At 45.3% G+C, this 17538-nt stretch carries 11 protein-coding genes and 2 tRNA genes; 5 read left to right on the forward strand and 8 right to left on the reverse strand.

Translation table 11 applies throughout. From position 1 onward, the window contains the following. Positions 1–308: 308 nt before the first annotated feature. Complete coding sequence (locus B3157_RS08535; protein WP_292590106.1) at positions 309–1145, forward strand: MBL fold metallo-hydrolase; 837 nt, start codon at positions 309–311, stop codon at positions 1143–1145. Between the two features lie 166 nt (positions 1146–1311). Here B3157_RS08535 and B3157_RS08540 read toward each other — a convergent pair whose 3' ends face one another. After that, positions 1312–2508 carry an alpha/beta hydrolase family protein gene (locus tag B3157_RS08540; RefSeq protein ID WP_214061425.1) on the reverse strand — a complete coding sequence of 399 codons (1197 nt, stop codon included), beginning with the start codon at positions 2506–2508 and terminating at the stop codon, positions 1312–1314. A gap of 158 nt (positions 2509–2666) precedes the next feature. Between B3157_RS08540 and B3157_RS08545 the strand changes: the two genes are divergently transcribed. After that, on the forward strand, positions 2667–5438 hold the full coding sequence (locus B3157_RS08545; RefSeq protein ID WP_292590107.1) for an HD domain-containing phosphohydrolase: 2772 nt from the start codon (positions 2667–2669) through the stop codon (positions 5436–5438). A gap of 289 nt (positions 5439–5727) precedes the next feature. On the opposite strand, the gene B3157_RS08550 is transcribed toward B3157_RS08545, so the two are convergent. The 6 genes from B3157_RS08550 to B3157_RS08575 form a co-directional block, all read right to left on the reverse strand. Continuing rightward, positions 5728–6729 carry an alpha/beta hydrolase gene (locus B3157_RS08550; RefSeq protein ID WP_292590108.1) on the reverse strand — a complete coding sequence of 334 codons (1002 nt, stop codon included), beginning with the start codon at positions 6727–6729 and terminating at the stop codon, positions 5728–5730. Then, complete coding sequence (locus tag B3157_RS08555) at positions 6720–8066, reverse strand: ATP-binding cassette domain-containing protein (RefSeq protein WP_214061429.1); 1347 nt, start codon at positions 8064–8066, stop codon at positions 6720–6722. Before B3157_RS08555 ends, B3157_RS08550 begins: the two co-directional genes overlap by 10 nt. Positions 8067–8165: 99 nt before the next feature. Further along, positions 8166–9212 (reverse strand): hypothetical protein, encoded by a 1047-nt coding sequence (locus tag B3157_RS08560; protein ID WP_292590109.1) that lies wholly within the window; start codon positions 9210–9212, stop codon positions 8166–8168. Between the two features lie 8 nt (positions 9213–9220). Continuing rightward, the gene (locus B3157_RS08565; RefSeq protein WP_292590111.1) at positions 9221–13459 is read right to left on the reverse strand and encodes a PolC-type DNA polymerase III; all 4239 of its coding nucleotides are present in this window, start codon (positions 13457–13459) and stop codon (positions 9221–9223) included. After that, positions 13456–13950 carry a crossover junction endodeoxyribonuclease RuvC gene (gene ruvC, locus B3157_RS08570; RefSeq protein ID WP_180977914.1) on the reverse strand — a complete coding sequence of 165 codons (495 nt, stop codon included), beginning with the start codon at positions 13948–13950 and terminating at the stop codon, positions 13456–13458. The genes B3157_RS08565 and ruvC overlap by 4 nt, the downstream gene beginning before the upstream one ends. Positions 13951–14289: 339 nt before the next feature. Beyond that, positions 14290–14367 (reverse strand) — tRNA-Asp (locus B3157_RS08575). A gap of 455 nt (positions 14368–14822) precedes the next feature. Between B3157_RS08575 and B3157_RS08580 the strand changes: the two genes are divergently transcribed. From B3157_RS08580 to B3157_RS08590, 3 genes are all read left to right on the forward strand, one after another. Further along, a complete protein-coding gene (locus B3157_RS08580) occupies positions 14823–15269 on the forward strand; it encodes a hypothetical protein (RefSeq protein ID WP_292590112.1) in 447 nt (148 codons plus the stop codon). Positions 15270–15294: 25 nt separating this feature from the next. Then, positions 15295–16581, forward strand: a complete 1287-nt coding sequence (locus B3157_RS08585; protein WP_292590113.1) for a peroxiredoxin — start codon at positions 15295–15297, stop codon at positions 16579–16581. A 357-nt stretch (positions 16582–16938) separates the two neighbouring features. Then, positions 16939–17015: transfer RNA gene (locus tag B3157_RS08590), tRNA-Cys, on the forward strand. On the opposite strand, the gene B3157_RS08595 is transcribed toward B3157_RS08590, so the two are convergent. Then, a complete protein-coding gene (locus B3157_RS08595; protein WP_292590114.1) occupies positions 16994–17512 on the reverse strand; it encodes a nucleoside-triphosphatase in 519 nt (172 codons plus the stop codon). The two genes, B3157_RS08590 and B3157_RS08595, sit on opposite strands and share 22 nt — an antisense overlap. Positions 17513–17538 lie beyond the last annotated feature (26 nt).

Here is a 17538-nt window from a genome sequence, read left to right on the forward strand (position 1 = left end):
AATGCTCTTTGAAGGCGATGAACCGCTACACGGAACTGGGCCTATCCTGACGATGCTAACGATGTGATTGGAAACAGTGAAGCGACCGCATCTACGTGGATGAGCTCGATAAGAGAATAGAATACACTGACAGAGCTATCCAATACTCACTGGCAAAGGAAAACCGGTTATCTACGTCGATATTAATGAAGAATTGGGGGATAATCCTCAACAGACTCGGGAAGAAAGTGAATAGATTGAGCTTCATTATCTGTCGTAGTAAAGCAATCCCATCCTAGGACACAAAGTACCGCTGTAGAGGAGGAGAAATGAGAGTCCTGTTCCTTGGCACCGCAGCTTACGAGGGCCATCCAAATGTCTTCTGCGACTGTGAAAACTGCAGAAAGGCGAGGCTGGCAGGAAATGAAAGCTTCAGGCTTACGGCTTCCGTATATGTTGACGACGATCTGCTCATCGATTTCGGGCCGAATATCATGTCTGGGGCTCAGAAGGCAGAGGTTTCTCTTTTTGATGTAAAAACTCTCTTAATAACCCACTCCCACTCTGATCATCTGTACCTTCCAAACTTCGGCTATAGAATGAACAGATACAACGCCTCTTATGACAGACTTCCTCGAATGAGCGTTCTCGCCAATTCTACCGTCCTCTCTCTCATTTCCAATTCAGTCTACTTTGACCCCGAGAAAACCGTCCTTCTCCAGGCGGAACCTTATGAAGAAATCGAGGTTAACGATTGTACCGTAATCCCTGTGCCTGCAGTACACAAAGTTAAAGAAGACGAGCAACCGTTTATATTCCTGCTCAAGAAAGGTGGGAAATCATTCCTTTATGCGACCGATACCGGCCCAATCGAAGACTCTTCATTCGGCCGTCTTAAAGACCTAATTGATAGTCCGATAGATATTGCAGTTGTTGATTCGACTTTGGGATTCATGAAAGAAGTGCTCTTTCCATATCACCACACTGCAGAGCAAGTAATCTCCACAAAGAACAGAATGAGGGAGTTTAAAATTATAGATGACAACACTCTGGTAGTCGCCCATCACTTTTCACACTATCCAAACCCGCCCAAGAAGGAACTTGAAGAGTTCTACAACCGCTATAAGGTTGTAGTAGCACACGACGGACTACTGCTAGACATATAATGCGACAGTTCATTTATTGCGGAATTATCGTCGCCTAACCAAATCCTGTCAGGAGAAGTCTTAGCACCCGTCAGTTATTTTTGGGCTTGAGCAAATTACCGTCGCCGTTAGTGCTCACCGACTCTGTATGATTTCATACGTCGATTTCTAAATGCCTAAGACAAGTCTAGCGCTTGAGGATTTCATCTACACCCTCGAACAATCTAACATCTTCCCTTTGCAGAAGATCAGAATAGAACTCCTCTTTACTTCTATTTCCAAACACATAATCAATGAAGCCATGCATCACACTGTATAGATAGTACTCTCCGCCATCCTTCATGAAGACACCCGTAAAATCCAAGAAGTTAGCAAGGGGTGAGATTTGATCAAGCATCGCAAAATCGGGATGCTTAGCATCAGGGATTATTATATGATAAGGCGGAACGCTGCTTGAGTTAATCAAATCGGCTATTCTTCCTGATTCCTCGCGTTCCTTCCACTCATCGGTCTCCATGATCAACGCTGGTACTTCTATACCTTTGCTTATCTCCCGCTCGTTCATAACAAAAAGTGCGGGATCAAAAGTCAACAGAGCTTTTATTCTTTCATCGTAAAGAGAAGCAAAATGAACAACTCCTCCCCCACCTGAATGACCAAAAGCAATCACTCTTTCGGTATCAAAGACGCCGGCCAGAACATGGTTGCTTTTGTTCAGTTCGACGAGCTTATCGATAACAAACGATAAGTCCTCTGCCATAAGTTTCATCGAAAGTCTTACTCCCTCCTCAAATGTCTCGGCTCCGGGGAGTTCCATGACTCTGTCTCTATTGAAATGGAACTGGGTACCATCGGAAAATTCAACAACGGATGCTCCGTATGGATGCTCAATCCCAATCACGACTATACCTCTGCTCGCCAAATACTCAGCAAAAGCAAAATACAGCGGTACGATAGCCGGAGTTCCCGGCGAGAGAATCACCGCTGGTAGATTCCTGGCATCAGCAGAAGGTACGGCATCTAAGAAGGAATTGGTCTTAACGGCACGCAAGTGTTGAAACAATATGGGAGGAAGATCGTAATTTTCAGCAAGGCTGTTCACAAAAACCGAGTGATTCCTGAACCACGGGCTTCTTCTGCTTCCCGAGGTATCGTCGGAGGGATACCAGATGTCTATTATCAATCTTCTGGACATTTTTGCATCCGAGAATGGATCGAGTCTTGTTTCATCGCTCAACTCAATTATCTTAAGTCCGACTTCGTACTTTCCACCAGGGTCGGGTACTTTGGTTGTAGGAAATAAATAAGCGAGAATTCCGATTGCAGTAATAGCGATTGCTCCAATAATCAGCGCTATATCTATGGTTCCACGAGTTCTACTCATAATATCACCTCTACCCAATTATATACAAAATTGATCGGAATATCGTGCGCTCGAATGATCGACTACCTTCAAGAAACTATCTGTAATCTGAGTTTGTTTTCAGTTTTGCAATGTTATAGTTGGTCTTGAGGAAGGCTATTTTCTTCCGGGGGAGTACTATGAGAAGATCATTGTCAACCGTCTTTTTCATTCTTTTGTTTCTTACCCTCTTTGCTGAAGTAAGGTACAAATTTGGTGGAGACACCGATTATCCACCTTTTGAATATGCTAATGACCGCGGAGCTCCGGTGGGATTCAACATCGATGTCCTTAGGGCAATATCTAGTGCTCTCGATTTTGACGTTGAGATAGAGCTAAGAGTCTGGACGAGCGCAAGAGCCGCTCTGGAGGACGGCAAAATTGACGGTCTGCTTGGAATGTGCTACTCGGAAGAGAGAGATATACTTGTCGATTTCTCTAATCCGCACATAATACTTCATGGCTCTATTTTCTCTAATAGGAAGACTGGCAAATATTCTTCTCTCAATGATCTCAGGGAACTGAGAGTTGCCGTTCAGAAGGGCGACTTAATGGACGAGCTTGTCTCTAGTGAGGTAGCTGGAAGTGAGATTGTGAGAGTCGAGTATCCCGAAATTGCACTCCGGATGCTCAATGAGGGACAGGTCGATGCAGTACTACTCGGTAAGATACAGGGTTTGTATTTGATTAAGGAACTTTCTCTAAAGAATATCTTGGTGTCGGAGGATCCTTTTGTAAGGCTAGAATACTGCTTCGCAGTGAAAGAAGGAGATGTAGAGTTACTGTCTTTACGTAACGAAGGTTTGGCGATAATTTCTTCGACAGGAGAATACCGACAGATTTACAACAAATGGTTTGGAGCCATTGATGCAAATGCAAGTAACAGTCCGTGGCAGAGTTTCCTTTTATTCGCCCTTCCCGCTGCTCTGATCATGCTCTTGGTGCTGGTCGGAAAGTATCTGTGGAACAGGGCTTTGAGGAAAGAGGTAAGAGAGAAGACGGCATTTTTGAGCGCGAAACTCGCGGAAGAAAAATCAGTTGAGACTCAGCTCTCCCTATCTGTACAGAGATATAAATCAATGTCAGAGACTATCTCAGATTACTACTACGAAATTGACTTCTCAAATGACGGGGAAGACCACGAAGTCTGGAGAAGCGAAGCCTTTGAAAGGATAAGCGGGCACAGTCTTGATTCACCCGACCTTCAAGAACTGGACTGGGAATCAGTTATTCATCCTGAGGACCTTGATTGCTACAAAGGGCATTTTGAAAGCGTGAGATCTGGAAATGAAGAGAGAATAGAATATCGTATTGTAAGGAAAGACGGCGCGCTTAGATGGGTGAGCGAGTACTCGAAGCCAAGTTACTCGAAAGATTCCTCCAGAGTAAGAGGCATCCGAGGAGCGGTAAGAGATATCACCGATGAAAAACTCGTGAAAGACGAGCTGGAAAGAACAAAGGAGAAGGTCTCTAAGCTTCACGATATCGCTTTGAAGATGGAGAAATCAAACGAAGAGGACACGATCTTCCACTCGATCATTGATGCGTCGGCCAATATCCTCGGGATGGAAATGTTCGGTCTCTATCTCCTCTACAATCAGGAAATCGTCACCCTTGAGACGAAGGGCGAGGTGGCATCGATGCAGGGCTACCTATTCAGGAGCGGCATTTTGAGAGACTCTATAGAAAACGGGAATACTACCTTTATAAGTAACAGTTCACTCTGCAAAGTCATAACCGACTGCGAGCAATCGATCTTGGCGGTCCCGATGAAGAGTATAGGAGTTCTCGTCTCGTACCATGACTCTCCAATGAAACAAGAAGAGGTAAAGCTAGTCGAGATTCTTATGGCTCATGCAGTTGAAGCGATCTATAGAATTCGTTCAGATAAGGAGATTCACTATGTCACCTTCCATGACCCACTTACCTCCTTATACAACAGATCATTCTTCGAAGAGGAGGTCGAGAGACTCAATGTAGAACGGCAAATGCCTATAAGCATCGTGATGGGAGATGTGAACGGACTGAAAATCGTAAACGATGCCTTCGGTCATCTAGAAGGTGATAGACTACTGAAGACTGTCGCAGACTGCCTGAAATCCTCCATGAGATCCGACGACATAATCGCCAGATGGGGAGGAGATGAGTTTATAATGCTGCTTCCTCAAACAGATACGCAGTCTGCAGAATCTCTTGTTGGCAGAATCAGGAAAGCCTTGAATCGGATAACGGGCTTCAGTCTTCCTATAAGCGTCTCCTTTGGAATCGGAACGAAATTCGATGCTGATCAGGATTTTCGCGAAGCTCTTATCTCCGCTGAAGAAAGAATGTATAGAGACAAACTCCTGAACAACATATCCATGAGAAGCAGAACGGTCAAGGTGCTAGAGAAGAGTCTGCTTAACAAGAGTTATGAGACGGAAGAACATACGGAAAGGGTCAAGACTCTCAGCAGGGATTTCGGGAAGTTCATCGGATTGTCTGAAGCCGAACTCGATAATCTTCTGCTCCTTGGTGCTCTGCACGATATTGGAAAGATAGCAGTTCCTGAGGAGATACTAACTAAAGCGGGCAGTCTGACCTCTGAAGAATGGAAGAAAATCAAGTCCCATCCCGAAGCCGGATTTAGAATAGCCCTCTCTTCGCCAGAGCTGGTGGGAATCGCGGATGAGATCTTAAGTCATCATGAATGGTGGGACGGCTCAGGGTATCCCCGAGGACTGGTTGGCGAATCAATTCCGCTTCTGGCAAGAATGATGTCAATAATAGACGCTTACGACGTTATGACAAGCGGAAGGCCGTACAAGCACCCGGTATCCTCTGAAGAGGCAATAGAAGAGCTGCGCAGATGTGCTGGGAAGCAGTTCGATCCAGGGCTGGTTGATTCCTTCGTCAGTTTCTTGAACGTATAACGTCGTTCATTTGAGCGAGGTTAGTTCTCGATAAGCCTCGTAGGCTCGAGGTCGCGGGTACGGGTTGCAGTAAGAAAAGAGATTCTTCGTTTTGGAGCGAGAATCTTTTCTTCGTTCCTAGACAAGGTGACAGATCATTCAATTTTCTGAACAACCAAGAGCTTTCATCTGAAGCGGGCCCAGCGCTAAAGGATCTTCTTGTCTCCTCCGCCCTAACCACTACGTCGGCTTTCTACTCTGTATATGGATCGGCTATAAAACAGTTGAAAGCACTTTCTGCGGCTCGCGATCATTCAGTAGGTTTTGTGCTCTCCAGAAGTCTCATCTTTCTTCTTGCCTCTTTTATCCCCAGTTTCTTAAGAATGTACTTACCCAAAGCGTACTCAAGAGGGAACCAGGAAACATGCCCAGTAGGCACTATATATCTTTTCGGTCGGTCGAAGGCCTCCCACAACTGTTTTCTCGTCTGTATCGGAAGAGTCTTGTCAAAAAGCGCCTCGATCATGGTCACCTTATTGCTATCGTTAAACCGCGCGTAAGCAAGAGGATCTATCTTGAACAGGGGGTGGAGGTCGGATTCTAGCAGCTCGGAGGCACTCTTCATTTTCTTGACTGCCAGAGAGTCTTCTTTGAATCTCTCGTTCAGTCTCTTCTCATCGTTCAAATACCCTTCTTCACCCGAACCGCTTCTCAGCGACCGGCGAACAGATTTCAGCACGGGGGACTGCCACATTATCCTGGCGATGTTGCCGCCGACAGTCATTAGAATCAAGTTGTTAATTCTTTTGTCAATTGCACTTACTATTGTGGAGACCATACCTCCAAGACAATATCCAAAAAGACAGTTGTTGTCCCACCAGATATTTTCTTGCTGGAGCAAGTCGATGGTTGTCATAGTATCCACGACGGCCTGTTCCCAGAATAGCGTCAACCTTCGTAGATCTGGCGAAAAGAAGTCCTTTCCGCTGGTAGAACCACTTGCCGTTCTCGTATAATTTCCCGGAAGTATCATCACGGAGGCTTGCAGACCGGCACTTGCCAAATGGCTTCCCATCCAGAAGAGGAATGGGATATTGACAGTGCCCAATCCGTGAAGTATTAATATCGAGCCAACGGCACGTTCTCTTGGGGAAAAATGATATACCTCGACGTTTTCGGTTCCCTTCGTGCAGTTCTTGTACAGAGAAGGATACTTTATGATAGAACAACGATAGTGTTTGCCTTTGAATATATAACCACTGGAAAACTCTATCTTCTTCTTCTCGTATGAGAAATCGGGGTTCATCTGCATACTATCATACCCCTTGTACAGAAACTCAGGCTTTCCATCTCATCGGTTAGCACAAGCGCCGCTTTAGAATTCACGGAAATGTCCCGCAGCACTCTGACAAGAGCATCAATTGAAACCGGATCCAGGCCAAGCAGAGGTCTGACAAATACGTAGAGATCACAGGCCTCAAACCTCAAATGGGAGAGCTTAACGTCCTCATCACTTACGATTCCGGCAAAGCCGTCTATCTCTTCAAGACCTGCAAGAAAGCTCTTCACGGACACTACACTCTCTTTGTTTAGAATGTAGCTTCTTCTAAGCTTTTTGGTTGATATGAAGCTGCGTGCTTTCTTCAGCATTACTTGAGAAACGAGTCCGCTGTTCTTCAAGGTTGCTGAGAAATACTTCTCTGCATCTGAAGAAGGTCCTCTGGAACCAAATCTTTCAAAGAAGCTCTTGGCCTCTCTGAATATCGGAACCGCATTTTCAGAAAACGGATCCTGCCGCGTAATTGCCCGGGTGAGTTCCCTAATAATCTCAGAGCTACCACAAAAAACATGGAGGAGCTCGCCCCTACTGATTTCCAGATCCTTACCAGTACCAGCGACATTCCCGATTTCGATCAGCGGTTCTCCTTCAGAAGGAGGAATCGAGCGATCGTTTGAAGCCCCGATCCTCCGAAGTATCTCCCCTCTGTCGAGCGGAACCGGGAGATCTACAACTGTCGAATTCTCTATGAAAAACAGTCTATCCGCCTTCTGCATTATTTCGGGATCTGGGGTTGCAACAAGGACCGATGCTCCCCTATTCTTGACATCGTTTATCATTTTGAGCAGTCTTTCCTTGTACGAGCTGTTCAGCACGGAGAAGAGATCGTCAATCAATAAGACTTTTGGTTCTGAGAATGCTGCAATCGCAAACTCAAGCAAGGATTGGTCATCTGCTGAAAGTGATGAGACTTTTGCAGAAGGTTCATACTCCAGGCCGACTTCCTTAAGTAGTCTAGAACTCTCTTGATTCATTTTCTTTCTGCTGATTGAAAACTTTCCACTTCCGAGGAAGATGTTCTCTGCAATCGTAAGGTCTGGAACAAGCATGTATTCCTGATATACTGCACTAATACCGATGTGTCTGGCATCGACTATAGACCGCAGCTCAACCCGCTTCCCATCGAAAACAATCTCACCATTATCCGGGCTTATGTCACCACTAAGAATCTTAATGATCGTCGACTTCCCAGAACCGTTCAGTCCGCCTAAAACTGTAAGCTGACCACTATCTAGATCTAAATCGACGGCTTTAAGAACTTTCTTTCCTCCGTATGACTTTTCTATCCCTCTCGCCTCGATAACTCTCATAGGACTTCAGCTCCAACTAGAAATTATCTCCGCCCACTTCTTCCAAGACCCTCGAAGATTATTGCACAGTTATATACTACCAGATGAGAACTCTGCTCTTCACTTTATGACGGGAACAAACAGATGCATCCTGCTCTTCTTGTCAACCATTAGAAGGTAATCGTCTCTTATCAAAAGGTAAATCGTAGAGTTACTCATTCTCGAAAGAACAGACTGGAGCTTCCTGGGGTCGACTTGGACGGCAAACTCCTCACCGTCAAATTTCCCGATCTCACACTCATATCGAAGACTCCCTGCTTTCAGAAAGAATCTGATCCTTTTCTTATCTGAGATCATCAGAATGGAGAAGCCTTGTTTGGAAAGTCTGACAATCTTTCTCAAAGCCGACAGAAGAGCCCTCTTCTGTACCCCGACTCCTCCTTCGACTTCTTTGAAAAGAAACGCAGGCGGTACGGGAAAACCAGTCTCGTCGGTGCATATGGAGAAAAGCAGAGGTCCCGCCTTTAATCCGAGCTCGGAAATACCTGTACCCGCATCGAGCTCTTTCGTCGACAACAACTCCAAAGACTTAACAAGATGCCTGGTGGTCACGTACTGTAAAGAAAAATGAAAGTCTGTTCTTGGTTCGTTTTTAAGCATCGAGATAAGGATTGCTCTACCTGCAGAAGCAGCGAGTACAGTATCATTTCCTTTAGAAAAAATCTCGATAGTATCTCCTTCCTGTGAAGCTGCAGATATGAAATTCAGAGATTCATTGAATTCCTTCAAAAGAAAGCGAGAGGAGTACTCGAACTTCCTCTCCATCGAAGGAATGTTCTCGCCTCGAGCCTTCTGCAATGTGAGCACTTCTGAATCTGTTCTGATTTCAATGTTGTCTCCGTCTGAGGAGAAGATTATGTTTGACTCCTCGTCAGAGCTCTTGAGAACCCTGGCGTAGTCAATCGGTATCGAGAAGACTCCGGTGAAAGGCGTGATTGAAAGCCCGGAAGAAAACTCAAGCTTCATACAACCATCGGTCGCGAAGAACTTCAATCCCCTCCTGTAATAGATCTGGAAATAGCGGAAAGAAGGCTCAACGGACCCCGAAACTCTTCCAAAGAGATCGATCAACTTTGCAAAATCGGAAGAAGCCAACTGGAAATTCATTTCTTCCCTCAGAACAGCCTGATCTGTTCTTTCTCGGCAAGACCCTTCAGAGCGCCGTGCTTTCTGAGCATTTCAACGCTGGTCTTGTTCAGAGCAGTTCTTCTTATCAGATCCTCCACTGAAGAGAATACTCTTTTTTCTCTCTCCTGCTCAATAGACCTCGCCGCCTTGTCTCCCATGTTTTGGAGCCTATTGAAAGGTATTCTGAGCGATCTCCCTTCAATCAAGAATCTCGTTGGATGCGATTTCATCAAGTCGACGTTCAAGAAGCCAAATCCCCTGAGTAACATTTCCATCACTACCTCCAGGAGAGTCTCTTTTGCCCTGTCTTTGACGTTCCTTTCTTGATCACCTCTAAGTCTGATAATCTCTTTCTTGATCGTATTGACGTCCGATGTACAAATATCTATGTCGAACTCTCCACCCTTAATTGAAAAATAGGTGCTGTAGAAGGCGAGGGGATAGTGTACTTTGAAATACGCCACTCTGTATCCCATGCTAACATATGCAGCGGCATGGGCTCTTGGAAAGAGATACTTGATCTTCTTGCATGAGTTGATGAACCATTCGGGAGCGCCACTTGATCTCACTTTATCTTCATCGTCCCTGTTGAGACCCTTTCCCTTTCTGACCTTTTCCATGATCTTGAAGGCCTCCTTTGGATCCATTCCCCTAGCAATCAGGTAGTTCATTATATCGTCGCGACAGGCTATAACATGAGATAGTGAGGCTTGTTTCGAAGTAATTATGTCCTTAGCGTTATTCAACCACACATCAGTTCCATGGGAAAGACCCGATATTCTTACCAGTTCGCCGAAGCTTGAGGGTCTTGTATCTGCAAGCATGCTCCGAACAAAAGTCGTGCCGAACTCGGGGATTCCCAGGGTGCCCATGTCGGTTCCAAGCTCGTGGTATTTCACTCCCAGAGGTTTTAGTGAAGAGAAGATCGCCAGAGTCTCAGTATCATCCATTGGAATGCTTTCTGGATCAACTCCAGTTATGTCCTTCAGCATCCTGATAAACGTAGGATCGTCATGGCCGAGAGCGTCTATCTTAACCAGATCATCATGAATTACCTCATATGCGAAGTGAGTTGTCAGCGTTGAACTCTTTGTATCGTTTGCGGGGTGCTGAACCGGTGTGAAAGTATGAACGTCCATGTCTTTCGGCACGATCATAAGACCACCGGGATGCTGACCAGTTGTTCTTTTTACTCCTACGATGCCACGCGCAATTCGCTCCTGTTCAGCCCTTCTAAGCGTTCTACCGCTCTTTTCAGAATAGGCCCTTACGAACCCAAAGGCCGTTCTTTCAGCTAGAGTAGAGATCGTTCCTGCTCTGAATACATGGTCTCTGCCAAACAGTTCTTCTATAAAAGCGTGGGCCCGTTCCTGGTACTCTCCAGAGAAGTTCAGGTCTATATCCGGCACTTTGTCCCCCTCAAATCCCAGGAAGGTCTCAAAAGGAATGCTCTGGCCATTCTTTGCCATCTCATTCCCGCAACCCGGGCATTCCATTCTAGGAAGATCATAACCGGATTCGAGATCGGTTTCAGGAAAGATCGACTTGCCACATTCGGAACAGAGATAATGTGGTGGAAGCGGATTTACCTCAGTTATTCCGATTACATTGGCCACTAGGGAGCTTCCTACTGAACCCCTTGAACCGACCACGTAACCTTCCTCATTGGACTTTGCGACCATTTTCTGAGCGATGAGATACAAGACCGCGTAGCCATGACCGATTATTGCGTCAAGCTCACGACTGAGCCTCTTTTCGACGATTTCCGGCAGAGGATTTCCATACAACCGTTCGGCATTCTCAAGAGCCATTCTCCTTACTTCTTCTTCTGCGCCTTCTATTACTGGAGGGTGTAGCTTCCCCTCAATCGGAGTCACCTCCTCGATCATTGAGGAAATATACCTTGAATTATCGATAACCACTTCCTTTGCAATAGCCTTGTCTTCGAAAATATCGACTGCTTTGTTCATCATCTCCTCCGTTGTATGGAGATACAACGATGGTTGGTTCTGAAAGTTATCGTAATCCTGAGCAGCATTTATTGCGGCTCTATAAATGTCATCATGTGGATTTATAAAATGCACATCCCCAGTCATAACTACAGGAATGTTCAGTCTCTTGCCAACTCTGTAGAACTCACGGTACATCTTGGTCAATGTGTCTCTCGACATACTGGTCTCGCCCTCGCTAGTGTCAATATTGTCTAGTGGCATAACCTCAATATAGTCGTAGAATTTCGCAATTTCCTCCAGCTCTTCGGTACTAGCGCCACCGATAAATGCTTTGGATAGTTCACCCGAGACACAAGCGCTACCTATCAGAAGCCCATCTCTGAAATCAGTTAATAGGCTCTTGGGAATCCTCGGCTTCATATAGAAGTACTTCGTGTGAGAGGCTGTTACCAACCTGTATAGATTTTCGAGACCCTTCTTGTTCTTGGCCAACATACTTACGTGAACCGGCTTAAGAGAGTCGAGATTTTGGTTCTTTCTCAGTTTTTCAAGCTCGCCAACGCTCTGAATCCCTCTCTTTTCCGCCAGCTGAATGAACTTCTTCAGAACTTCGGCGGTAACCTTTGCGTCCTCGTAAGCCCTGTGATGATCAAAATGTCCAAGTTTGAGGCGCTTCACAACGTTATCTAGTGAATAGCTCTTGGATTTGAATAAGCTTTTTGCAAGGGCAAGCGTATCGACGCATGGCATCTCCCAATCTCCTCCGAAATGTTTCTTAACAGAGTTGCGGACGAAACCGTAGTCAAAGGAGGAGTTGTGAGCAACAAGTATGCTTCCCTCAGTGAACTTTACAAATTCGGGGAGCACTTCTTTGATCGAACGAGCATCGGAAAGCATGTCTTCAGTTATTCCCGTCAAACTAGAGATCAGAGACGAGAGTTCTCTTACAGGCTTAATAAAAGATGAGTATGTCTCAATGACTTCGCCGCCTCTCATCTTTACCGCACCGATCTCAATTATCTCATCTTCCTTTGGGTTGAGACCCGTCGTCTCGAGATCAAAGACAACGAACAAAGCTTCATCTAGAGATGAGGTGTCTTCGTCTATGTTCATCGTTATTTGCTCTGAATCGTTTATCATGTAACCTTCCATACCGAAAATGGGCTTGATTCCATTCTTCTTAGCTGCAAAGTAGAACTCCGGCACTGACTGAACTACCCCATGATCAGTCACGGCAGCCGCGTCATGTCCCCACTCTCTGAAAGTGTTCACTAGCTCTTTGACGTCAACAACTGAGTCCAAAGCACTCATCTTGGTATGCAGATGCAATTCCACACGCTTTTCGGGAGCATTGTCAACACGCCTTGAAAGAGTCGTTCTGTTGATATCTCTGGGAATCAGAACCTCGTCTTTAATCCACGTATCGGTTTCCATCTTCCCTCTTATGGTAAGCTCATCGCCTTCGCGGAGCTTTTCGGAGAGGGAACGAGCATTTTCACCGATAAGTTTGACAGTAAGAGAATCCGTGTAATCAGTTATGTTGAACGTAAGAATGAAGAGCTTTCCGTTTCTCGACTCCAGTCCAAAGGTCTTACCACTGACCACTACATCGGTCTCGTTTCCAAGAACCTCTTTCATTTTCTTTGAGACAGCTCTTATTTCTCTTCCTATCAGAACCAAATCAGCCTCACCGGAAGAGACCTTGCTCTCTCTTTCAACTTCGGGATATGAGGAATCTTCGTCAACGGGCAGCTCCTCGTCCTCACGGATATCTAGAACTATATCAAATGGTATGGTTCTCTCGCATACCTTTTCGATCGCTTTTCTTAAGTCGTGCTTTTTTGAACTGATTCTCTGAAATGAAAACTGATCGTGAACAGTGATCAGAATTCTATTCTTCTCAAACACCATTTCGGAAGAAGCTAGGTATGAAGATGCGCCGTTGGTGAGTTTGAGTATCTCTCTGAACTGCTCTTCAGTTATCCTCGAAACTCCTTTCTCTGCACCTGCAGTTTCAAAATCTCCAGGTTCAAATGAAAGCCTAACCGAAGAACCGAGAAGTCGCATCGCTTCTTCACGAAAGGTAGATTCTAGATAATGTCTCACGTCTTCGTTTACCTCGCAAGAGAAATCGATCGAGACCTCTCTTGATGTAGAGTCAATAGTTATTCCAGATATTTCAATACCCCCACAGTCAAAGGCTGGATCGGACTTCAACACTCTTGAAAGAAGTCTCGAAATAGGGAGCTTAAGATTCTTCATACAAAGTTTCATGCCTTTCGAACACCTCCGGGAAACTTCCTCGCCGCAAGGTGGCACCATGCAACAGCTAAGGCGTCAGCGGCGTCGTCGGGCTTTGGGTTTTCCTTCATCCGCAAAAAGGCCTTCAGAGTTCTTTGTACCTGTCCCTTTTCCGCTCTGCCATAACCTGTGACAGCAAGTTTCACCTGGTGAGGAGTGTATTCGAATATGGGAACTTCATGTCTTCTCATAGCGAGGAGAATAACGCCTCTCGCTTCACTAACCTGTATTGCAGTCGTGACATTCCTGAAGAAGAATAGCTCCTCGACTGCAGATTCATCGGGTCCGTATTCCTGAAGCAGGACTTCCAGTTGATCGTGGATCTTCAGTAGTCTGTCAGGGATAGGTTCATTAGGCTCGGTCCTGATCGCCCCATAAGATACAAGCTCGATCCTTGAAGATCTCATCTCGACAATACCGTATCCAACAGTACCAAAACCCGGATCAATTCCCAGAACCCTCACACAAGCCGGCAATTAGCAGCACCTCCAAAAAAATCAAACCATCATTATAGAAAAACAGAATTCAGTACAGAGTCCCCTCAGATTAGAATCGCAAGTTCATTCTCTCATCGGCTTCCCGAAATTTCAAATGCGAAACCGGCGTCGCGTGCTAAGATCAGTTTGACCAAAAATCCGGTGATAGTCTTGAAGTTACTGCCCTGAATATATTCTAACCGCACGCAGCCTGAAAGAAGTTAAGCAGATATTGATTGGAAGATCTTGCGGGTTGCTGGACTATTATGAAACATGCATCTTGAGAGATACACCCTAAAAAAGAAGAGAGCCCCTAAGGACTCTCACTGGCGGGGACGACGAGACTTGAACTCGCGGCCACCGGTGTGACAGACCGGCATGATAACCAAACTTCACCACGTCCCCGAACAGATAAGATTTTACATTACTCGCATCTTTCTGTCAATAGCCCGATATGCCGTGATGATATTGCTGTTAATTGAGAAGGCCAAGCAATAACTACGGGCAAATGAAGTGATCCGTAGTGAATAGTCTAGAGCAAACCAGAATATGGAAGAACTTATCATCACCGGGAGCTACCACCAAATTCTGGAGAAAACTACATATGGCCTCATATGTCTTTTGATGATTCAATGCGTACACACGTCACGCACACTACATTTTATCGTGTAATTCTCTTAATAATCACAGTAATATTACACTATTACTGTGAACATCTGCGATTTAGGTAACACACAGGACAGCTATTCACGAATATTTAGTGCTAATCATATCTAATTTAATTTATTACTATTTTTCTATATGACATATATAATGATATTATTTCAGTACCTTAACTAAATAGAAAGGAGGGAGCTCTGATGTTTAAGAGGTGTTTTTTGATTTTTTCTTTCGTATTCCTGTCGGTTTTGACATTTGGACTGACTGGTGGCGTGATCACAAGAGTGGAGGACCCAGGTTGCTATTTGTATGAATGCGATTGTTTCTTGTATTCAGAATTTTCTTACAGCAAAGAGTTGATAATTAATACGAGATTTGTACCCTACGCAGTATATTGCTGTATTTCTACAGAAGCACGTCATTACGACGCAAACAACAACCCTTTGAGTGTATATGCAAGCGCTTACGGAGAATGCAGATACTCGATTGACGCAAGTCCGTGGAGCTGGGAGTACGTGGATGTTGACTGGGAAGGATTTGGCGTAGCCAGCTGCAACAAATGCACAATAATGTTCTATTTATTCCAAATCGAAGATGACTTTGAAGCCGAAGCTGTGAGTGAAAGTTGTTTTTGCTCCGATCTTTGACATATGAATTGAGGAGGTGATTCGTATGGCTAAAAAGGTAGCGATATTGCTTGTCGTTTCGTTGATTTCGTCGGCGATGCTTTTTTCCGGTACTCTGTCCGGTTACCTTACAGAACGGATGGGCTGGACATACATCGCGAGCGGAAGCGATGTCGAAATGAGTATTTATCCACCGGAAGGAGTCAGCGCACTCGCAGATGAGCGTATTTTCTATGGACAGATCAGAATCGGGGATTCAACTGTCAACATAGCAATCATGAACGTCGAGCCTCCGATCCTCTGGATCGACAGCGATTACGACGGCTGTTTCCTAAACAACATTCCGATTAAGGGACAATATAGAGGGACCGTTATCAATGAAAGCCGTGCCTATAAATTCAGTCAACAGTTAAGGGTCGAATATCTTTCCAACGGGAATTCATCTTACATGACCCAGGATCTTGAAATTCACGCGATCCTTCCAAAAAAGGAAGGCGTCGAAGTCGACTACTTGCTCATGAGTAGAAGAGAAGGTTTGCTGGAAGTCGACGGAGAGCTGATCGAAATCGCCCTGTTTCCTACCGCGCCCGATGGCCTGGCCGATAAGATAGACGAAGTCTTCATCGGAATAGATCTGGACAGAGATGGAACCATAGACATGGTTCATAAGAATCACGAGCTTTTCGAAGCGACCAGCGTCATAAGAATCAACGACAAGAACTACAGAGTAAGCGAGATCAGCAGGGATGGCAGAAAAGTCACATTCGAGCAGGTCGATGAAGATGCCCAGAACAGGCCTCTGTTGAAAAAGGGTTCGATCGCACCTCTGTTCGAAGCCAGAGACGTATTTGGAGAGACCTTCTCTATGAGCGATTACCTCGGAAATCCCATCATTGTAGTCGTGACTTCGAAGACACCGCTTGAAGTCTTCACAGGTGGATTTCCATGCGCTACCGATGACTGCGAAGATACCGGCAGAGAAGAGAAGAGGCTTAGAAGTCTTCTGAGTGAACTTGTCGCATGGAACGAGTACTCCGCAAAACCGGATGTTGAGCTGTTGTGGCTTTACTCCGGCGATGAGATCAGTTCTGCAGACTCTCTTGACGAATACTCCTGGTTGCACCTGATAGCCGATAAATCGGCTGTGGAGCTTTACAGCACCCCGTTGTCGAACGGCATGTTCCTGATCTCGAAGGACGGTAGGATCGAGTATCTTGACGATTATGTTCTCCAGGCGGGCGATGGTTCGATTCCCATATATCAGGTGTTCAGAATTCCCACTTTCGGGATTAGCAGTTATCTTTGGTTCAGGGAATTCGTTTTTAGCAAGTGATTCATGCCTGTTCATTCAGCAGAGAATGTTCGAAAGAACTCTATCTTTCATACGCGTTTCCGGATATTACGGATACAAGAGCAAAGAGCATACTTTCAAATTGGTGTTCATAGTGTAGATAAAGACTGCTAAATCACTTTACTCGTTTCAGGTCGGATAAATTCGCATTTGGTTTTGGGTAAGCAACGATATATCATTGATTTGCAAAGGATGTCCCCGCGTCCTGTTGCAAGTTGGTTCCAGACCCGAGTAACAGGGAGCCAACCTCCCTCCTGAAGAATTTTCCACCCCGAGGGCCGCCGATAGCGGCCCTTTTGTTGAAATGATCCTATTTACATGCTAGAATAATTCTCGTTGGGCGACGTAGCCAAGGGGTCAAAGGCGGAGGTCTGCAAAATCTCTACTCAAGGGTTCAAATCCCTTCGTCGCCTCCAGGAGAGGGCAGCAACGCCCTCTCTCTTTCTATTTCTCTAGCGATTCTCCCGAATACTTGCTCTCTATTCTCAGGAGTTAGCTCTATACTTCTTATTCCCATAGACGACTTAAGGTGACCGATAAATGAGAAGTCGCCCTTTCTAAGAACACACAAGCAATGCCTCGCTCTTCTAAGGGCAGAGACAACCGCTTGCTGAAACTCGGGGGAGTCTTCCTCAAGAAAACCTATCTCATCCATTATCAGGAGATGATCGGATGGAATCTCAATAGCTCCAAGAAGTTTCGTAGCAGATGTGAACCCTTCGTCCACCATCTTTAATCGCCCGTTATCTCGAGAACCTATGAGAAATGAATTGCCATTAAAGAAATTAATGGAAAGGTCAACAAGATCCTCGTCAAAGCGGGTTTCAAACCCCGTGAACTTAGCCAAGGTCTTGACTCTTTCTACAAGATAACTCTTTCCTGAATTTCTCTCTCCTGTTATGAAAAACTTCATAGGAATTCCCCCAACACTATCAACGA

The sequence above is a fragment of the Mesotoga sp. UBA5557 genome (assembly GCF_002425715.1).
Lineage (GTDB): Bacteria > Thermotogota > Thermotogae > Petrotogales > Kosmotogaceae > Mesotoga.